Source organism: Paeniglutamicibacter terrestris, assembly GCF_012271785.1.
In the GTDB taxonomy this organism is placed as follows: Bacteria; Actinomycetota; Actinomycetes; order Actinomycetales; family Micrococcaceae; genus Paeniglutamicibacter; species Paeniglutamicibacter terrestris.
Genome location: NZ_JAAWVT010000001.1, coordinates 404,276 through 422,003, shown reverse-complemented (window position 1 = coordinate 422,003; position 17,728 = coordinate 404,276). Strand labels below are relative to the sequence as shown.

Here is a 17,728-nt window from a genome sequence, read left to right as displayed (position 1 = left end):
CCGGCACTTAGTCCTGGGGAAGTGGCAGTGGCTGATCCAGGGGTTTGCGGGCCGGATCCATGTTGATGCCCAGATCCTTGGCAAAGATCGTGCGGGTGCCGGTGTAGACATTCTTCGCATGCTCGTCGAGCTCAAAGACTCGAGCCCCGCGCAGGCTGTGCTCTTGCGCCCCGCCCACACCATAGGGACCAAATCCAGTGCCCGGGCCGTAGCCCAGCTCGATCCCGAAGTAGTTACCCATGTAGGTATTGATGTGATCATGTCCGCAGTAGGCGCCACGTACATCCCCGCGTTCCTGCAAGGCAGCAAACAGGCCCGAGTTGAAGGCGCCGACATAGACTTCCTCGTTTTTCACGCCCACGATGCCGTGCTTCTTGACCGCCTTGGCATGGTCTGCCTCGTTGGAGGTGAACTGCGAACCGAACCACATGTGATGGTGTTCCCACAATGGGATGTGGAAGAACATCAGCGAATCAACCTTGCCATGCCGGCGTTCGGTGGCACCTGAGGCCTCGCGGTACCAGTCGATCTGTTCGGGACGGATCCAGTCATACGACATCAAGCCCTCAAAGTCCTGTCCGCCCACGGAGTCCGGGGCGTAGCGGCCGGAATCCAAGAGCCAAATGCCGAAGGCCGGCTTATTGCTCCGTGCCGAGGCGATCAGCAGTTGCGAGTTTGAGGAGCCGTAGACGTCGTCTTCCTTGGTATTGAGGTTGTAGTCGTAACGGCGCACAAAGTCGAGGATCTTGGCCTCGGTCATCTTGGTGCCATGCGAGGTGGAATCCTCGTCGTGGTTTCCGAAGGTGAGCGCCCAAGGGATCTTGCGGGACTCCATGGGCTGGACGACGTTGTTGATGGCCTGCTTGACCTCGAGTGGCGAGTTCGGAGAACCATCAATGACATCGCCATTGATGACCACGAAGCCGGGCTTCTCGGCATCCAGAACGGCCTCCATCAGTTCAAGGGTGCGCCGATCGGTGCGCGGACCATCCTGGGTGTCATTAAACTGGACAATCTTAAATTTCCCGTTCGCCCCGAACTTGAGTTTTGCGCTCGCCGGGGAGGCCTTAGCCAGCGGCACCGAAGCGGCGGCGGGACGCGCCCCGGCCAGTATGCCGGAGAGGGCTGCGGCGGTTCCGCCGAGCAAGATGCCGCGGCGGGGAACGGACGTGGAAGTGGACTTCATGAAAATGCGTGCCTTTCGGGAAACCGGCCGGGGGATGTCGAGCGCTAATGGCTCGAAGCCGTGTTCATGAGAGTAGACAGGCAGCATGAAGTTCAAACGACGAAACAGCAACGGGACGGGGCCCCGGAGATAAACTCCGGCGTCTCGCGGCTTGGGCTTGAAGCAACCTTGGCGGACGTGGCAGAATCCTTGGTGTGCCCCAGATGGGCTGAGCTTCCAGGAGGTAACGGCAACACACGTTGTCGCCATATTGCAGTAGCGCAGGGCCTTGCCCTGAGCGCTCGCCGGCGACAGTCTTGCCCTTGGCAGGAGCCCCTCCGTATCCGGCACACACTTCCTTTTACTTTGCCTTGCAGCTGGGCCATGCGTTGCCTGCGCGCTTCGGACTCTCCGAACCGAAAGCAGAAACACACCATGAGCATTTCCTTTAACCACACGATCATTGCCGCAAAAGATCCGACAGTCTCGGCCCAGTTCTTTATCGATCTGGCCGAGGCCCACAGCGTGACTAGCTGGGGCCCCTTCACCAACATCCAACTTGATGATGGGGTGATGTTGCAGTTCGCTTGCCCGCCCATTGATTTCCCGCCGCAGCACTATGCCTTCTTGATCGATGACGAGCACTTCGCCCGGACCTATGCCAAGATTCAGGCGCAGGGCATCGAACATTGGGCAGACCCGCAGCGGGCGTTACCCGGGAAGACCAATACCGAGCATGGAGGTCGCGGGGTGTACCTGTTGGATCCGTCGGGCCACTACATCGAGTTCATCACTCGTCCGTACCTCTGAGGTTCATTCGAAGAGCGAGGCGCAACCTGGCGTCCTCGCGCCTTCGTTGCAGTTCTCCGCAACGAGGATCTTTTTGGTCCGCCAGACGCTCATTGTGATTTGTTCGCTGGGCACATTGGCGACTCCAGGAATTGGAGTCCAGGGTCCGCCCTCGGTGGAGTATTCGCCGCGGAACCGCGTGGTGAGTCCGACAGCAAAATCACCGGTTTCTGTGTAGACGTGGCTGGTGGTTGTCGGTTCGTCGAATCCGCGTTGTGCCATGGGTTGCCCCGGAAAACTGAAGGATCGGGTTGCTCCGTCGCCATAACTCCACGCGTATGACACTGGGATAGCTCGCACCCGTACGTTCTGGTCAAAGATGGTGACGGCAAAGTTCTGGGATTCAGCATCCGCAAACATGTGGGCATTGCCGTTACGGAGCGAGAAACTCTCTGGCTGGCTAATGATGATTGAAGCGAGGATATTTAGGCGTCGAAAATCCGCCAGAGTCATCTTGGCGATATCGTCTTCCGCGCCGGGAATCGTCGTCGGGGGTTCGGCGCTGCAGTATTGCGTGGTCGAAACGATCTGGCCGGCTCTGGGGCCATTTATTGCACGTATCGTCCTGATAGTTCTGTACCCACCATCAGGACAAGTCGGGTCCGCAATCGCATCACAGGATAGAACCAAAGTGAGATCGGGTGTGCATTCGCTGTAGTAGTTCACCGAGTATCGAAGCTTGGGTCCGTTCGAAATGGTCTTTGATTTTTCGTTGTTTGGCACGAAATGCGCTGAATTTTCCTCGTTCTCGTCAGAACACTTGACGTGGGTCTCAATGAAACTATTACCCATGCGTTCAATGACTGTGCAACGGTTTTCCCCTGCTGCGAATGTCGAAGCTTCAAATGGGGATGTCATCAGTGCGAGTGCAAAGACGATCGTGAATACAGACATATTTCTAAGAGTCTTCATCGAGATACTCCACGCTTTCGACCATCCATCCACGGTCGAATCTGAGAATCATCATTAGGGGCGCGGGTTTTGGGGTTGCTGGAAAGGTGCCTTGAAGTGTCCCATCGCTCATGAACAGATTCATCTCACCTTGCGTCGTTGTGTACAGCGAGATACCTTGAGGCAGTTGAAGAATGGCCCTAGTTACGGTGACATTGAATTCTGCACCTGTCATCCAGGAGCCGGCTTTCTTATTATTGTCGAATGGATCAATAAATACGTTTCCGCATTCAAGGCAAGTTCGTTTTGACACCTTTTTGATCGGTTTCGTGTCGTTCGTTTGGATCGTGTATTCAACGAGTTCGTAGTAGTGCTCGGTAAACGCCTTGATCCCGGCTTCGGTGTTTTTCTTCGCCGCGTCGGGCATGACCGGAACGGGCCAGTTCTTCGCAGGCCCAGTCGAGCTCGCCGGAATCGGTTTCGGCGTGGGCTTGATACTCGGGCTTGATGATGTTGTGGGTGGAGAGCTGGATGCGGTGGCCGTGGGATTCGAGGCGGTAGGCGTGGGCTCAACCGGGTCTGCACTTCCCACACATCCCGCTGCTGCGAAAACCAATGCGGCGGAGCAGAAGATGAGACTGACCTTTTTGATTTTCGTAACCATGCCAACGGCCTACGATTCGGTGGGGGTCGATTAGCTGTCATCCTAGCCCCGAACGGGGAGCATTGGCAGAGGTTTTCCACAGGCTCTTTTGGGCAATGCACAGTGGGCATTTCCCCCGCAAAAACACCGAACGGCTCCGGGTCGACCAGCTACAGGTCAGAGACCAGCTTGTCGGATTTCTCATGATGATCAAGCGGGTGATCGATCTCGTCCTGGTACATTTTCCCGGCGAACCACGCGATGGCCCCGACCACCGGCGATGCTACCCCTGCGACCACAAAGATGATCCAGATCGGCATGATGGCTCCGAGCGGTCCGGCCAGCGCCATTGAGACCGGCATGAGCGCCAGCGAAACGAAGAAGTCCAACGACGAAACTCTTCCGAGCATATGAGCGGGAACTCGCCGCTGGAGCAACGTGCCCCAGATGACCTGACCGAGCCCGCCCGTAATGCCCACGACCACCAGCAGAATCGCCAGCGCGAACGGTGTGCTGATGATGCCAATTAGAGCCAGTGGCAAGGTGCCAAAGCCCCAGAACGCCATCATGAAACTCAGGTAGCGGCGCGGCAACGGGAGGGACGCCGTCACGAACGATCCCACGGCACTGCCGATGCCGAAGGCCGCCAGCATAAAGCCGAAGGTCTTGGCGTCGCCGCCGAGTTGATCCTCCACCACGAAGGGAAGTAGCACCTCGATCGGGCCGATGAAGCTGAGTACCGAGATGACGGCAAAGAGCAACGTCCATAGTAGCCACGGCGTTCCCACGGTATACGAAACGGCTTCGCGCAGATCGGCCAGGGCACTGGGGCGCTTTTCGCCCGGTGCCAGATGTTCGTCATAGGCGCGGTGATGACCCAGAAGGTTAAGCACGCCGAAGGCCAGCAGGTGGCAGAGTGCTATTCCGGCGATCGCCATTGATGGTGCGAAGGACGCGACGATAACACCGGCGACCGCAGGTCCCGCCGCCTGCTGCAGGACCGGGCGGAACATCCCCTCCATGCCATTGGCTGCCAGCAAATCCTCGGACGGAAGAATCCGGGGGAGCAGTGCCGAGTAGGCAGGGAAGAAGAATGCTGCACCGGATCCCTGAATGAATCCGGCCGCGGCAAGGTGCCAGAGCTCCATGGTTCCGGTGAGAGCCAGAGCCGCCACGGTGATCATCACCAACAATGAGATGGCCTCGACGGTGATGATGATTTTTCGGCAGCTGATCCTATCGGCGGTGATGCCGCCGATCAGCACGAAACCTAGGAGTCCCAAGGAAGTGGCCGTGGCAACCACCGAAAGTTGAGCGGGTCCGCCGCCGAGGTGTTTGACCTGATAAACCATCGCGACTGCCCACATGCCATGGGCGAAGACGCTAATGGCCATGGCGATCAGAAGGATGCGGTAATCGCGATGAGCGAAGGGGCGAAGCGCGCGCGGGGTCATGATGGTGATCCTGAGGATGCTGGTGATGGTGGGGAATACGGTGGTGTTCCCCGTCTAATCATGGGGCAACTCATTGAATAAAGTCAATCACTAGCATGTTGAATAATGGGTGACAGCTAAGTTACCAACGAGTAGGGTTGGCTTCATGCACGCAATCTTTCGTCTTCTGCTCCTGATCGCCACCGCACGCAAGCGCCCCAAGCTCTCCATGTTTGATCTCTCGTCGGTGCCCATGCGGGCGCTGCTGACCGACATCGATATTGCCGGTCATATCAACAACGGTATGTATTTCTCCCTCTTCGACCTGGGGCGATTTGATCTCATGGTCCGTTCTGGGACCTGGGATTTGATGAAAAAAAACAAATGGACGCCGGTGGTGCAGGCCGAGACCATCACCTTCCGCAAGTCCGTGGTGTTCAACCAGAAGTTCACCCAAGAAACACGAATCTTGGGCATTGACGATAAGTGCATCTACTTCGAACAGCGGATGGTCGTCAACGGCGAAATCTACGTGCAGGCGACCATCGCCACGCGGCTGCTGTCAAAAGAGGGCCCGGTCGCCAACGAAGAGATTCTGCGCCAGCTGGGCGTTGAACTCCCGAATGATCGGGTGCTTCCCGACTGGGTCCAGCGTTGGCGTGATGAGACCGCGCTTCCCGGGACGCGCCGCCCGGCCCCACATCTCTGGCGCTAAATCAGCGGGTAGGCGTGCCACTGACCCAAGACTCCGCGGCGTGCACCACCTGCTGGGCGTGCTGCTGATAAATGAAATCCACGGGCCGTTCGTCATCTAGGACCGGATTCTTGTCCCGAAGCCAGGTCAGTGCGCCATCGCGGTCCTCGGCCGCCTGCAGCGTTAGCCACACCCGGTAGCCCAGGCGGAGGCGTTCTTCGGTCAGCGTGTCGGGTTCGGTGCTTTCGGGATGCGCCCAGCGGTGCGGCGCGGTGTTGTCCTTGGCACCGGAGAGAATCTGGACCAGAGGTGCGCCAATGGCGTCAACCATGGTGCGGACCAACTGGTGGATATCGGCACGTGTCGCTTCCACAAACACGGCGCTGTGGTTCAACGTTGTCATGAACCAAGCATGATCCCGCGACGCCGCAAAAACCATGCCTACTTGGGCACTGAGTTTCCCGAATCCCAGCTGAAGTTCGCGAGTCTGGCGCGGATGCCGTCGAAGTGCCGCCCGAGCAGATCGCTGGCCAGCGTCTGATCTTCATTGCGGACCGCCTCGAGCAAATCACGATGCGCCTGAGCCGTTTCGATCAACGTCGCGTTGGTCGGGACCTGGGTGCCAATGCCGCGGTGGATGCTGCGGTAGACCTCCCAGAAGACACCCAAGAGGTCGCTGAGCAGCTGGTTGTTCAGCGGTTCAAAGAGCAACCGGTGAAAATCCTTGTCTTGCTCGATGAACACTTCACCGGCCGCGGCAAGACTCTCCATGGCGCGCACCACGTCCTCCAGCTTTTCGAGCTGATCATCCGTCATCGCGATGATGGCGGAACCGACCAGACCGGCCTCCAGTGCCTGGCGCACATCCACCAGCTCATTGGCCTCGTGCCCCTTGTGCCGCAGGGACATCTGTCCGCGGAAGGTCAGCGAGTCCGCCAGCGCCACTAGATTCTCGGCGGCCACAAACATGCCGAAGCCGTGTCGAATCTCCACCACGCCCTGGGCCTGAAGCACCTTCAGCGCCTCGCGCAGCGTATTTCTTCCCACGCCGAGTTCCGCAATGAGGTCCTGTTCCGTGGGCATCGCGTCGCCCGGCAATAGTCCACGTTCAAGGATGAGATCGGTGATATCGCCGGTCAGTGCCCGCAAACGTGCGTGGGCATCAAGGCGGGGGCTACGAGGGCTGTTCATGAGCAGGTTGGTGCCTCTTTCGTATGAAGTGCCGAGATCTGTGTGCTGAAAACTTTTCCTTGCGGTGCGAGGTTTTTTGTGTGATGTGGTTGACGTTCATTGGTGATCACGCTTACAGTCTAATGCATGGCGTAGGACATCCTACGTCCCACTTTTCCGGAACTGGAAACGAAAGAGATTTAAAATGACCCTCAAGGATTTGGCCAGCAAGCCCCGTGGCCGTCGTGAATTTCTGAAGCTGACGGGCATGCTCGGTGCCGCTGCCGCCTTCTCGGCAACCGTCGCCGCCTGCTCTAGCCCGTCCACGACTACCGGTGCCACCGGTGCCGGGTCCACGACGCTGCTTGAAGCCGGCATCTCCTACGCGCTGTCAACAGGTTTTGACCCGATGACCTCCTCGGGTGCCACCCCGTTCGCCGCCAATATGCACATCTTCGAGGGTCTTGTTGATCTTCACCCGGCAACCCGCGAACCGTACCTGGCCCTGGCCAAGGCCGATCCGAAGCAGGTGAACGACACCACCTGGGAGGTCACACTGCGCTCGGGTGCCAAGTTCCACAATGGCGATCCCGTCACCGTCGACGACGTCATTTACTCCTTCGATCGCGTGACAGACACCAAAAACGCCTCGCTCTTCGCGCAGTTTGTCCCGTTCATCAAGTCGGTCAAGGCTAAGGGGGAAGACACCGTCGTCTTCACCCTGAACTACGCCTTCCCGCTGTTCGCCACCCGCATCTCCGTGGTCAAGATCGTCCCGAAGAAGCTCGCCTCCGCCGACCAGCCAGCGTTTGACGCGGCCCCGGTGGGCTCGGGCCCGTACAAGTTGGTCTCCGCGACCAAGGACGACAAGATTGTCTTCGCGAAGTTCGACGACTACAACGGTGCCTACCCGGCCAAGGCCAACGACATGATCTGGTACCTGCTCTCGGATGCCGCGGCCCGCGTCACCGCCGCAGAATCGGGCCGCGTCTCGGTCATCGAGGATGTCCCGTACCTGGACGTTGATCGCCTGAAGTCCAAGATGACCGTCGAAGCCGTACAGTCGTTCGGCCTGCTCTTCCTGATGTTCAACTGCGAATCGGGTCCGTTTGCCGACAAGCGCGTGCGTCAGGCCTTCCACTACGCCACCGACACCCAGACGATCATCGATCGTGCGCTGCTGGGCAACGCCAAGGCGGCCACCTCCTACGTGCAGGACACCCACCCGCAGTACGTCAAGGCCGCCACCACCTTCGCCTACGACGCGGCCAAGGCCGAGTCCCTGCTCAAGGAAGCCGGCGTCACCAGCCTCGAATTTGAGCTGCTCACCACCGACACCTCCTGGGTGAAGGACGTGGCACCGCTGTTGCTCGAATCCTGGAACAAGCTGCCCGGCGTCAAGGTCACCATGCAGAACCTGCAGTCCGGGTCCCTGTACACCGACTACGTTGACACCGGAAAGTTCAAGGTGGTTGCTGCCCCCGGTGACCCCTCGGTCTTCGGTAACGACCTCGATCTGCTCCTGAGCTGGTTCTACCGTGGCGATGTCTGGCCCACCAAGCGCTTCCGCTGGTCCACCAGCGCCGAGTACAAGAAGCTGCAGGGCATGCTCGACACCGCGGTGAAGGCCAAGGACGAGAAGGGCGCGGTTGCGGCCTGGACGCAGGCGATCAACCTGCTCGCCGACGAAGTGCCGCTCTACCCGGTCTTCCACCGTCAGCTGCCCACCGCCTGGAACCCGGACAAGCTGGATGGCTTTAAGCCGCTGCCGACCACGGGCGTCTCCTTCGTTGGCGTAGCCCCGAAGGCCTAGGCTCCCGGCAAGCGGGCGCGTTCTCTCCCAAGCGCGCGCCCGCTTGCGCCTTCTTGATCACCCGCACCACCCTCTATCCATCGGAGTTCTTTCGTGGGAACCCTCCTACGGTTGCTGTTGCGCCGCATAGCTGTCCTGCCCGTGATGATCCTGGGAATCACCTTCCTAGTTTTTGTCATCCTCAAACTTTCTCCCGGCGACGAAGCCACCTCCGCCCTGGGCGAGGGTGCCTCCGATGCAGCCAAGGAGGCCTACCGCGAAGAACGCGGGCTGAACAAGCCCCTGGTCCTGCAATATGTCTCCTTCCTGGGCCGACTGCTGACCCTCGACTTCGGCAAGACCACCCCACCGGCCCGCCCGGTGACGGAGATGATCTTCAACGCCTTCCCGCTGACGCTGCAGCTGACCTTTTATGGTGTGCTGATCGCCGTGGTGATCTCGCTGGTCTTCGGTGTCCTGGGCGCCCTGTATCGCGACCGGCTGCCCGACCAGCTGGTGCGCATCTTCTCCATCGCCGCCGTGGCCACCCCCTCCTTCTGGCTCGGCATCCTGCTGATCCAGTGGCTGGCGCTGGGCAAAAGCCCGATCTTCCCCTCCGGTGGATCCGCACCCATGGGCAGCGGCATCGGTGGCTGGTTTATGCACATGACCCTGCCGGCCCTGGCGCTGGCCATCCCGGTCTCCGCCTCGCTGATTCGCGTGGTGCGTACCTCGATGGTGGAGGAACTGGACAAGGACTACGTCCGCACGGCCATCGGCAACGGCGTGCCACGCGGCGAGGTACTCACCCGCAACGTGCTGCGTAATGCGCTGGTCACCCCGGTCACCGTGTTGGGCCTGCGCATCGGCTACCTGCTCGGCGGCGCCGTGGTGATTGAAATGATCTTCTCCCTGCCCGGTATGGGGCAGCTGATCATGAATGGCATCACCAACTCCGACGTCAACCTGGTCCAGGGCGTGGTGCTCACCATCGCGATCACCTTCGTGCTGGTCAACATCCTCGTCGACATGCTTTACCTGCTTATCAACCCCCGCATCAGGACGGTCTGACCCTCATGACTTCCCTCGCCCCCCGTAACGGACTCGTGACTCGACTGAGCTCGGGCACCACGCGCTTTACCTCGCTGCCACTGGGTTCCAAGATTTCCCTGGTCTTCTTGGTGCTGATCTCTCTGGCCGCCATCCTTGCCCCGCTGCTGGCCCCGCACGACCCGCTGGCTACCGGCATCCCCGCCCAGCGACCGGGTCCCGAGCACCTCTTCGGCACCGACCGTCTGGGCCGCGACATCCTCTCCCGCCTGCTCTTTGGGGCGCGCTCCTCGATGCTGATCGGCATCGGCGCCGTGGCCCTGGCCCTGGTGGTCGGCGGACTGCTCGGCGCCCTGGCCGCCACCAGCGCCAAGTGGGCCAATGAAACCATCATGCGCATCATGGACATGCTCATGGCCTTCCCGGGCATCGCCCTGGCAGCGGCCCTGCTGGCCTCGCTGGGAAATAGCCTCCCGGTGATCATCATCGCGATCGCGGTGATCTATGTACCGCAGATCGCCCGCGTGGTCCGAGCCAATGTGTTGGCGCAATGGGGCGAGGACTACGTCCGCGCCGAACGTGTCATCGGAGCCTCCCGCTTCCACATCCTGGGTCGGCACGTGCTGCGCAATTGCGCCGCCCCGGTCCTGGTCTTCGCCACCGTGATGGTGGCGGATGCGATCATCCTGGAGGCCTCGCTCTCCTTCCTCGGCGCCGGCATCCAAGACCCGGCACCCAGTTGGGGCAACGTGATCTCCTACGGTCGCACCCTGGTGCTTAACGGCGCCTGGTGGGCCACCACCTTCGCCGGTCTGACCATCCTGGTCACGGTGCTCGCCCTGAACATCCTGGCCGAGGGCATGACCGATGCCCTGGTGAATCCCAAGAGCACCCGCAAGAGTGCATCGAGCAGCGAAACCACCACTGCGGTTGCTGCCAAGCCGGCCGTTGACACGATCGCGCTGGAACGTCTGCGCGGCGAGCTGCAACTGCTCGCTCGCACCGAAGAACAGCGCAGTGACAGGCTGGTCCTCGACGGGGATCCGAAGGTCATCCTCGAGGTCAAAAACCTCTCGATCCGTTTCCCCGAACGCTTTGGGGACACCCGAATCGTTGACAACGTCTCCTTCACCGTCCGTGAGGGCGAGACCATGGCATTGGTGGGCGAATCCGGTTGTGGCAAGTCCATCACCTCGCTGGCGATCATGGGCCTGTTGCCCAAGACCGCGTCGATCACCGGATCGATCACCTTTGGAACCAAGGAATTGCTTCCCCTCGGTGCCGATGGCACCGCCATCGCCGGGGATGAAAAGGTCTACAAGGGCCTGCGCGGAGAACAGATCGCGATGGTTTACCAGGATGCGCTGTCCTCACTGAACCCCTCGATGCTCATTGGGGATCAGCTGCGCCAGCTCACCCGCCGCGGGGGACGCAAAACCCCCGAGGAACTGCTGACCCTGGTGAAACTTGATGCCAAGCGCACGCTGCGCTCCTACCCGCACGAGCTCTCCGGTGGACAGCGTCAACGCGTGCTCATCGCCATGGCGCTTTCGCGCAGCCCGAAGCTGGTGGTCTGCGACGAGCCGACCACCGCCCTGGATGTCACGGTCCAAAAGCAGGTGGTTGACCTGCTCAACGAGCTGCGCGAATCCCTGGGCTTCGCGATGGTCTTCGTCTCTCACGACCTGGCGCTGGTGGCCTCGCTGGCCCACCGCGTCACCGTGATGTACGCGGGTCAGGTCGTGGAATCCGGTCCGGTTCCGGCCGTCCTCGCCGCCCCGGCCCACGAATACACCCAGGGTCTGCTCGGTGCGGTGCTATCGATCGAATCCGGCGCCAAGCGCCTGCACCAGATCCCCGGCACCGTCCCCTCGCCGTATTCCTTCGCGATGGGGGACCGGTTCGCCGAGCGCTCCCAGCGTGCGGATGCGGATCCGTCGGTGCCCACCGACTTTGTGCCGGCGGGCAATCACCCGGAACACTTCTGGGCCAGCCATAACATCGCTATTGCGCAAGGAGCCAAGTGATCATGGAAACCAACGTCCCCGTCGTCGAATTGCGCGACATCCACGTTCACCACCGCGTCCGCGGTGGGAAGCTGTTTTCCCCCAACATCGTGCGCGCCGTCAACGGAGTAAACTTCTCCGTCTCACGCGGTGAAACGGTGGGCATCGTGGGGGAGTCCGGTTGCGGCAAATCCACCCTGGCCTCGGTCCTGGTGGGCCTGCAGGAAACCACCAGCGGGACCGTACTCTTCCGCGGCAAGGACGCCTCCAAGCGTAATGCCGCCGGGCGCAAGGAATTCGGTCGCTCCGTGGCGGTGGTCTTCCAGGACCCCTCCACCGCGCTGAATCCCCGCATGAGTATCCATGACATCCTCACCGATCCGCTCAAGGTCCACGGCATCGGCAACGATGCCTCACGCTCCGCCAAGGTTTACGAGCTGCTCTCGGTGGTGGGCCTGCCGGCCTCCGCCGCCTCGGCGATGCCCAACCAGGTCTCCGGCGGCCAGCGTCAACGCGTGGCCATCGCCCGGGCCCTGGCCCTGGATCCGGACGTGATTGTTGCCGATGAACCCACCAGCGCACTGGATGTTTCGGTGCGCGCCCAGGTGCTGAATCTGCTCACCGACCTGAAAACCACGCTGAACCTTGGCATGGTCTTCATCTCCCACGACATCCAGACCGTGCGCTACATCTCGGACCGGATCTGCGTGATGAACGCGGGACAAATCGTCGAAGAGGGCACGGCCGAACAGGTCTTTGACGCTCCCTCCCACGACTACACGCGCACCCTGCTGGGCGCCGCTCCCACGCTGCTCCAGCTCTAAAACTTGGTGGGGGCGCCGCGCCGCCCCCAAGCACCGCAGTTCCACACACCTGCGGATGCGCGGCACCCCGCCAACACCCCCCCCAAAAAATGCTCCACCCCCAAAAGAAAGACATTCTCGTGGCTAACGCTAAGAACCCCAAGTACTCCGGCGTCATTCCTCCGGTGGTCACCCCGCGCACCGCGGCGGGCGACATCGATGTTCAAGGTCTGAAGAACGTTGTGGAACACCTGATCAACGGCGGGGTAACAGGTCTCTTTGTGCTCGGTTCCTCGGGCGAGGTTCCGTACCTGACCAATGCCGAGCGTGAATTGGTCGTCGGCACCATCCGCGAGGCCAACGCCGGGCGCGTTGCGCTGATCGTGGGCGCCAACGAGCAGACCACCGCTCGCGTCATCGAAGAGGGCGCGAAGATGATCGCACTCGGCGCCGACGCCCTGGTGGTCACCACCCCGTACTACGCGCTGTCCAACGTCGCCGAGGTTGAAGAGCACTTCCGCGCCATCCACGAGGCCCTGAAGATCGATATCTTCGCCTACGACGTGCCGGTGCGCACCCACGTGAAGCTGGCAGTTTCCTCCGCCGTGAAGCTGGCCAAGGAAGGGGTGATCGTTGGTGTGAAGGATTCCTCCGGCGATGATGTCTCCTTCCGCCAGTTGCTGCTGGCCACCGCCGACATTGAAGGCTTCAGCGTCTTCACCGGACATGAGGTCGTTGTTGACGGTGCGCTGCTCGGCGGCGCCCACGGTGTGGTCCCGGGTCTGGGCAACGTTGACCCGGCCGGCTACCGCCGCCTCTTTGACGCCGCGGTAGCGGGGGACTGGGCCACCGCGGCGGCGGAGCAGAACCGCCTGGCAGATGTCTTTGAGATCGTCTACACCCCGGATTCTTCCCGCGTCTCGGGCGGAGCCGCAGGTCTTGGCGCATTCAAGACCGCCATGGTGGCCATGGGCCTCTTTGACTCCAACGCCATGAGCGCCCCGATGGAGGCACTGAACGCGGACGAGGCCACGGCCATCAAGGCCATCCTCACCCGCACCGGACTGCTCTAAGTCCAGATGAATCACGCAACAGCATCAATGCGCCCCGAACACTCGGGGCGCATTGCCGCGTTCGGCATTGACTTGGGCGGCACCAAGATCGCCGGTGGTTTGGTGAATGAGCACGGCACCATTCTGGCTTCCGCCTCCCTTCCTACCCCGGCCCGCAGCGGAGCCGCAGCGGTGCTTGATGCTGTGGCCGCGGTGGTAAATCAGCTGCGCGAGGCCGCCCACGATTTTCGGATCACCGGGTTGGGCATCGGCGCGGCCGGGGTCGTTGATCCACGGAGCGCTCGCGTACTCTCGGCCACCGATACCATCTCCGCCTGGGCCGGTACGGACCTGGCCGCCGAGCTGGGGGCACGCACCGGATGCGCCATTCGTGCCATCAACGATGTGCACGCCCACGGACTGGGCGAAGCCTGGCAAGGAGCGGCAGCGGGCAAAAATCAGGTGCTGCTGCTGGCCGTGGGCACCGGGGTGGGCGGATCATTCCTGCTTAACGGTGTCCCACAGACCGGGGCACACCACATCGCCGGACACATGGGGCACTTCGCCTCACCGCTGGCCACATCGCTACCGTGCTCCTGCGGGCGCACCGGGCATCTAGAAGCCATCGCCGCGGGGCCGGCCATCCACCGCCACTACCTGGCCTTGGGTGGGGATTCGGCCGTGAGTGACACCCGCGCATTGACGGCTCGTGCCTATGACGGTGAAGAACTGGCCATCCAAGCATTGGAACTTGGTGGGCGTGCCGCGGGGATCGCCGCTGGCTCACTGGCCAACATCCTTGACCCGGACGTCATCGTGCTTTCCGGCGGGATGGCCGGGGCGGGGGAACTGTGGTGGGATGCGCTGCGCGCAGGCTACGAAGCAGAGGCCATCGACCCGCTGCAAGCCCTGGAGCTGATCCCCGCAGCGCTGGGCAATAACGCGGCAATCATTGGGGCGGCAGGACTCTTCCTGGCCCCCGGCAACCAAGAGAGAATCGGCTCATGATCTTAGAACCCGCAGTTTTGGAGGCCCTACGCGGCCGACTGATCGTCTCCGCTCAGGCCTACCCGGGTGAGCCCATGCGCACCCCCACCACCATGGCGCAGATTGCTGCCTCGGCGGTGATCGGCGGGGCCGCGGCGGTGCGCGTGCAGGGATTGGCGGATGTTCAGTTCACCCGCAGCGCCGTTGAGGTCCCGGTCATTGGGCTCTGGAAGGACGGGCACGAGGGCGTATTTATCACCCCCACCGCCCGGCACGCGATCGCCGTGGCCAACGCCGGGGCGCACATCGTGGCCATCGACGGAACCCGCCGTCCTCGTCCCGATGGGCTGGACCTGAAGACGACCATCACCATGATCCATGAGCAGACTCATGCGCTGGTCATGGCCGATTGTGGGTCACTAAAGGATGCGTTTAACGCCGTTGAGGCCGGTGCAGATCTGATCGGCACCACGTTGGCCGGTTACAGCGGGGAGCGGGAAAAGACTCAGGGTCCCGACCTTGATCTGATTGCAGCGATTGCGGCGGCCGAACTGGACCGCCCGCTGATCGCCGAGGGGAGGATCCATACTCCGGCCCAGGCCCGTGCGGCACTGGATGCCGGAGCCTTCGCCGTGGTGGTGGGAACCGCCATCACCCATCCGGCCTCCATTACTGGTTGGTTTGATGTGGCATTACGCGCCTAATGATCCCTTGCGCTTCCCCCGGTTAAAGTCATTTTGTATCGGGGGAAGCGAATCAATGATGGAATGGAAACATGAGTCTTATCCCTCCAGCGCTGGCAGTGACAGGATCTACCGGGGAACTCGGCGGCCAGGTCGCCAGACTGCTCAGTGCCGCTGGGGTGAAGCAACGGCTGCTGGCCAGAACCCCACGCAAGGCGCCCCCGCTGGATGGCGCCACGATATTGGCGGCGGCGTACGAAAACAGCTCGGCCACCCGGACGGCCTTGACCGGAGCGCAAACGGTCTTTATGGTCTCGGCTTCCGAAAGTCGTGAGCGGTTAGACCAGCATTGCGACTTCGTTGATGCAGCCGTGGCAGCAGGAGTTCACCATCTGATTTATGTTTCTTTTGTTGCTGCAGCGCAGGATGCGGTGTTCACCCTGGCTCGCGATCACTACGCGACCGAGGAATATATCCGGGCTTCCGGCCTGGGTTACACCTTCCTACGCGATAACTTCTACGCCGACTTCATGAGCGACACCGTGGGCGCCGATGGTGTCATTCGTGGCCCAGCCGGTGACGGTCGGGCAGCTCTGGTGGCGCGCGCGGATGTGGCGCGTACGGCTGCTGTCATCTTGCAGAACCCGCGGGCGCACCTCGGGGCCACCTATGATCTCACCGGCCCGGAGGCGTTGAACTTCACGCAGATCGCGCAGATTCTTTCTGCCGTTGGTCAGCGCCAGGTTTCCTTCCAGGATGAGACGATCGAGGAAGCCTATGCCTCGCGGGCAGAGTACGGAGCACCAAAGTGGCAGGTTGATGCCTGGGTGTCGACCTATTCGGCCATTGCCGCCGGTGCCATGGAAAACGTCAGTGGCGACATCGAACGCATCACCGGCATTCCGCCCCTGTCCCTTGAGCAGCTGTTGCGGGGCTAAATCGTCATCTCTGGATGTCTTCGCCCGCGCTATCTCCTGATCGGGACATCGAATCTTTTTCCTAGTATTGTCAGGTAGAAGTCCAAAGTGTCGTTGGGGTTTTCTATAATAGAGATATGGCAACGACGTCATCACCTCAGATTCCCGGCACCCTCTGTGCGGTGCCCGGTGAGGATGCCTCCAGCACTGCGTTAACGCAGCGTGGGGTAGAGATTGGTGCGCTCGTGGCTGAGTATCTTGCCACTGCCGGAGCTGCCGCACTGCGGGTCTTGGCCACCGTCGTGAATGAGACTCCAATAGAGGGGACGGCCTTTGATCGGGTCGAGGCGTTGGGGGCTTTTGAGTATTTGAAGTCTGCGGCCAGTGCCCGTCAAGCGGATCTTGCGTGTGCTCATGAGGACGCGGTGGTCGCTACGCGCAAGTCGGCAGGGGTTCGGGAGAAGAATCCGTCCTGGGGTATCGGGGCGGAGGTGGCGTTGGTGTTGCGGCAGCCGCGCTGCTCGGGGGTGGAGTTTTTGCATCTCTCGCGGGTTATTTCCCGAGATTTACCGCTCACGCGGGCCGCGGTGGGTGATGACACGATTACCTTCCATCAGGCCGAGATCGTGGCCCGTGGGGTGCGGCATCTGAAGAAGGAAAACCAGCGTCTCATCGAGGAGCTGTTGTTCACCGACTGTCCCCTGTGTTTTAGCGGTGGGGATGCCTTATTGCGTGAGTCGATTCATCAGTGGGCGCTGCTGTTAGAACCGGAGCTGGAGGAAGATTCGGAGCAGAAGGCTCGGGCGGGTCGTTATCTTCATGTGTATCGCTTTGATGCTTACCGGATGCGTATCGACGGTTTGGTCCCCGTGGAATATGGGGCGGCGATACTGCAGGTCTTGGCTCGGGAAGAAGGACGCGGGCAAGCGGCCGGGGATGAACGCACTCGGGGGCAAATAGCTGCCGACTACTTCTTGACCTCGATGACGGGTTTCACGGATCACGAGAATATGCGGGTCCGGTTGAATCTGGTGATGACGGAGGGAACGTTTTTCACGGGGGAGGGGGAGCCGGCATTGATTCCGGGGTTTGGATATATCAGTGCGGATCGCTCACGGAAGCTTTTGCTGGGAACGTGGCAGAATCCGGAGGATATTGAGGTGGTTCGGCTCTATACGGCACCTGGTGCGGGGGATTTGGTGGCTATGGATTCCAAGGCGCGGGTGATTAGCGGGAAACTGAAGTGGTTTGTGATGTTACGGGATCAGCATTGTCGGACGCCGGGGTGTAATGGTTTGATTCGGGAGATTGATCATGTGGTGCAGGCGGCTCGGGGTGGGCCGAGTTCGGTGGAGAATCTTGATGGTCGATGTCGTAGTTGTAATGCGACGAAGGAGTCTCCGGGGTGGGTGGAGGAAACGGTTCCGGGTGTGCGGCATGCTTTGCGGGTGACGACTAGTAGTGGGCAGATGTATGAGTCGGTGGCGCCGCGGTTGCCTGGGTTGGTGGAGCAGCTTTTGTGGCGACTGAACGCTGATCGAGCAGTGCATCCAGTGGCGAAAGACCACGACAAAGCGTAAAAAATGGTGAGGG

Annotated in this window: 17 protein-coding genes; 11 read left to right on the top strand and 6 right to left on the bottom strand. The window is 61.2% G+C overall.

Annotated elements, in window-relative coordinates; translation table 11 throughout:
• Positions 1 to 7: 7 nt before the first annotated feature.
• Entirely contained in the window at positions 8 to 1,186 is a 1,179-nt protein-coding gene (locus HED64_RS01910; RefSeq protein WP_168150409.1) for a metallophosphoesterase family protein, read from the bottom strand.
• A 414-nt stretch (positions 1,187 to 1,600) separates the two neighbouring features.
• Between HED64_RS01910 and HED64_RS01905 the strand changes: the two genes are divergently transcribed.
• The gene (locus tag HED64_RS01905; RefSeq protein ID WP_132359498.1) at positions 1,601 to 1,975 is read left to right on the top strand and encodes a VOC family protein; all 375 of its coding nucleotides are present in this window, start codon (positions 1,601 to 1,603) and stop codon (positions 1,973 to 1,975) included.
• Between the two features lie 3 nt (positions 1,976 to 1,978).
• Here the strand turns inward: HED64_RS01905 and HED64_RS01900 are convergent, their stop codons facing one another.
• The 3 genes from HED64_RS01900 to HED64_RS01890 form a co-directional block, all read right to left on the bottom strand.
• On the bottom strand, positions 1,979 to 2,908 hold the full coding sequence (locus HED64_RS01900) for a hypothetical protein (protein WP_168150408.1): 930 nt from the start codon (positions 2,906 to 2,908) through the stop codon (positions 1,979 to 1,981).
• 4 nt (positions 2,909 to 2,912) lie between these two features.
• On the bottom strand, positions 2,913 to 3,569 hold the full coding sequence (locus HED64_RS01895; RefSeq protein WP_168150407.1) for a DUF6318 family protein: 657 nt from the start codon (positions 3,567 to 3,569) through the stop codon (positions 2,913 to 2,915).
• A 149-nt stretch (positions 3,570 to 3,718) separates the two neighbouring features.
• Complete coding sequence (locus HED64_RS01890) at positions 3,719 to 5,002, bottom strand: MFS transporter (protein WP_210149158.1); 1,284 nt, start codon at positions 5,000 to 5,002, stop codon at positions 3,719 to 3,721.
• A gap of 145 nt (positions 5,003 to 5,147) precedes the next feature.
• Here HED64_RS01890 and HED64_RS01885 point away from each other — a divergent pair, with 145 nt between their 5' ends.
• The gene (locus tag HED64_RS01885; RefSeq protein ID WP_168150406.1) at positions 5,148 to 5,696 is read left to right on the top strand and encodes an acyl-CoA thioesterase; all 549 of its coding nucleotides are present in this window, start codon (positions 5,148 to 5,150) and stop codon (positions 5,694 to 5,696) included.
• Position 5,697: 1 nt separating this feature from the next.
• On the opposite strand, the gene HED64_RS01880 is transcribed toward HED64_RS01885, so the two are convergent.
• Positions 5,698 to 6,078, bottom strand: coding sequence for an antitoxin Xre/MbcA/ParS toxin-binding domain-containing protein (locus HED64_RS01880; protein ID WP_168150405.1), 381 nt, complete (start codon positions 6,076 to 6,078; stop codon positions 5,698 to 5,700).
• A gap of 38 nt (positions 6,079 to 6,116) precedes the next feature.
• Positions 6,117 to 6,866: a FadR/GntR family transcriptional regulator gene (locus HED64_RS01875; protein ID WP_168150404.1), complete on the bottom strand. Its 750-nt coding sequence runs from the start codon at positions 6,864 to 6,866 to the stop codon at positions 6,117 to 6,119.
• A 184-nt stretch (positions 6,867 to 7,050) separates the two neighbouring features.
• Between HED64_RS01875 and HED64_RS01870 the strand changes: the two genes are divergently transcribed.
• The 9 genes from HED64_RS01870 (at position 7,051) to HED64_RS01830 (ending at position 17,715) form a co-directional block, all read left to right on the top strand.
• Complete coding sequence (locus HED64_RS01870) at positions 7,051 to 8,658, top strand: ABC transporter substrate-binding protein (RefSeq protein WP_168150403.1); 1,608 nt, start codon at positions 7,051 to 7,053, stop codon at positions 8,656 to 8,658.
• A gap of 93 nt (positions 8,659 to 8,751) precedes the next feature.
• Positions 8,752 to 9,708 carry an ABC transporter permease subunit gene (locus HED64_RS01865; RefSeq protein ID WP_132359483.1) on the top strand — a complete coding sequence of 319 codons (957 nt, stop codon included), beginning with the start codon at positions 8,752 to 8,754 and terminating at the stop codon, positions 9,706 to 9,708.
• A 5-nt stretch (positions 9,709 to 9,713) separates the two neighbouring features.
• On the top strand, positions 9,714 to 11,714 hold the full coding sequence (locus tag HED64_RS01860) for a dipeptide/oligopeptide/nickel ABC transporter permease/ATP-binding protein (RefSeq protein WP_168150402.1): 2,001 nt from the start codon (positions 9,714 to 9,716) through the stop codon (positions 11,712 to 11,714).
• Between the two features lie 2 nt (positions 11,715 to 11,716).
• Entirely contained in the window at positions 11,717 to 12,517 is an 801-nt protein-coding gene (locus tag HED64_RS01855) for an ATP-binding cassette domain-containing protein (RefSeq protein ID WP_132359479.1), read from the top strand.
• Between the two features lie 119 nt (positions 12,518 to 12,636).
• The gene (locus tag HED64_RS01850) at positions 12,637 to 13,569 is read left to right on the top strand and encodes a dihydrodipicolinate synthase family protein (RefSeq protein ID WP_342590628.1); all 933 of its coding nucleotides are present in this window, start codon (positions 12,637 to 12,639) and stop codon (positions 13,567 to 13,569) included.
• A gap of 6 nt (positions 13,570 to 13,575) precedes the next feature.
• Positions 13,576 to 14,556 (top strand): ROK family protein, encoded by a 981-nt coding sequence (locus HED64_RS01845; RefSeq protein ID WP_245325598.1) that lies wholly within the window; start codon positions 13,576 to 13,578, stop codon positions 14,554 to 14,556.
• Positions 14,553 to 15,239 (top strand): N-acetylmannosamine-6-phosphate 2-epimerase, encoded by a 687-nt coding sequence (locus HED64_RS01840; protein ID WP_168150400.1) that lies wholly within the window; start codon positions 14,553 to 14,555, stop codon positions 15,237 to 15,239. Before HED64_RS01845 ends, HED64_RS01840 begins: the two co-directional genes overlap by 4 nt.
• Positions 15,240 to 15,310: 71 nt before the next feature.
• Entirely contained in the window at positions 15,311 to 16,156 is an 846-nt protein-coding gene (locus tag HED64_RS01835) for an SDR family oxidoreductase (protein ID WP_168150399.1), read from the top strand.
• A 116-nt stretch (positions 16,157 to 16,272) separates the two neighbouring features.
• Positions 16,273 to 17,715: an HNH endonuclease gene (locus HED64_RS01830; protein WP_168150398.1), complete on the top strand. Its 1,443-nt coding sequence runs from the start codon at positions 16,273 to 16,275 to the stop codon at positions 17,713 to 17,715.
• Positions 17,716 to 17,728: the final 13 nt, after the last annotated feature.

Excerpts from the sequence above, each read along its gene's own strand:
- HED64_RS01910 (WP_168150409.1), bottom strand. The coding sequence starts at position 1,186 with ATGAAGTCCACTTCCACGTCCGTTCCCCGCCGCGGCATCTTGCTCGGC.
- HED64_RS01905 (WP_132359498.1), top strand. The coding sequence starts at position 1,601 with ATGAGCATTTCCTTTAACCACACGATCATTGCCGCAAAAGATCCGACA.
- HED64_RS01900 (WP_168150408.1), bottom strand. The coding sequence starts at position 2,908 with ATGTCTGTATTCACGATCGTCTTTGCACTCGCACTGATGACATCCCCA.
- HED64_RS01895 (WP_168150407.1), bottom strand. The coding sequence starts at position 3,569 with ATGGTTACGAAAATCAAAAAGGTCAGTCTCATCTTCTGCTCCGCCGCA.
- HED64_RS01890 (WP_210149158.1), bottom strand. The coding sequence starts at position 5,002 with ATGACCCCGCGCGCGCTTCGCCCCTTCGCTCATCGCGATTACCGCATC.
- HED64_RS01885 (WP_168150406.1), top strand. The coding sequence starts at position 5,148 with ATGCACGCAATCTTTCGTCTTCTGCTCCTGATCGCCACCGCACGCAAG.
- HED64_RS01880 (WP_168150405.1), bottom strand. The coding sequence starts at position 6,078 with ATGACAACGTTGAACCACAGCGCCGTGTTTGTGGAAGCGACACGTGCC.
- HED64_RS01875 (WP_168150404.1), bottom strand. The coding sequence starts at position 6,866 with ATGAACAGCCCTCGTAGCCCCCGCCTTGATGCCCACGCACGTTTGCGG.
- HED64_RS01870 (WP_168150403.1), top strand. The coding sequence starts at position 7,051 with ATGACCCTCAAGGATTTGGCCAGCAAGCCCCGTGGCCGTCGTGAATTT.
- HED64_RS01860 (WP_168150402.1), top strand. The coding sequence starts at position 9,714 with ATGACTTCCCTCGCCCCCCGTAACGGACTCGTGACTCGACTGAGCTCG.
- HED64_RS01855 (WP_132359479.1), top strand. The coding sequence starts at position 11,717 with ATGGAAACCAACGTCCCCGTCGTCGAATTGCGCGACATCCACGTTCAC.
- HED64_RS01845 (WP_245325598.1), top strand. The coding sequence starts at position 13,576 with ATGAATCACGCAACAGCATCAATGCGCCCCGAACACTCGGGGCGCATT.
- HED64_RS01840 (WP_168150400.1), top strand. The coding sequence starts at position 14,553 with ATGATCTTAGAACCCGCAGTTTTGGAGGCCCTACGCGGCCGACTGATC.
- HED64_RS01835 (WP_168150399.1), top strand. The coding sequence starts at position 15,311 with ATGAGTCTTATCCCTCCAGCGCTGGCAGTGACAGGATCTACCGGGGAA.
- HED64_RS01830 (WP_168150398.1), top strand. The coding sequence starts at position 16,273 with ATGGCAACGACGTCATCACCTCAGATTCCCGGCACCCTCTGTGCGGTG.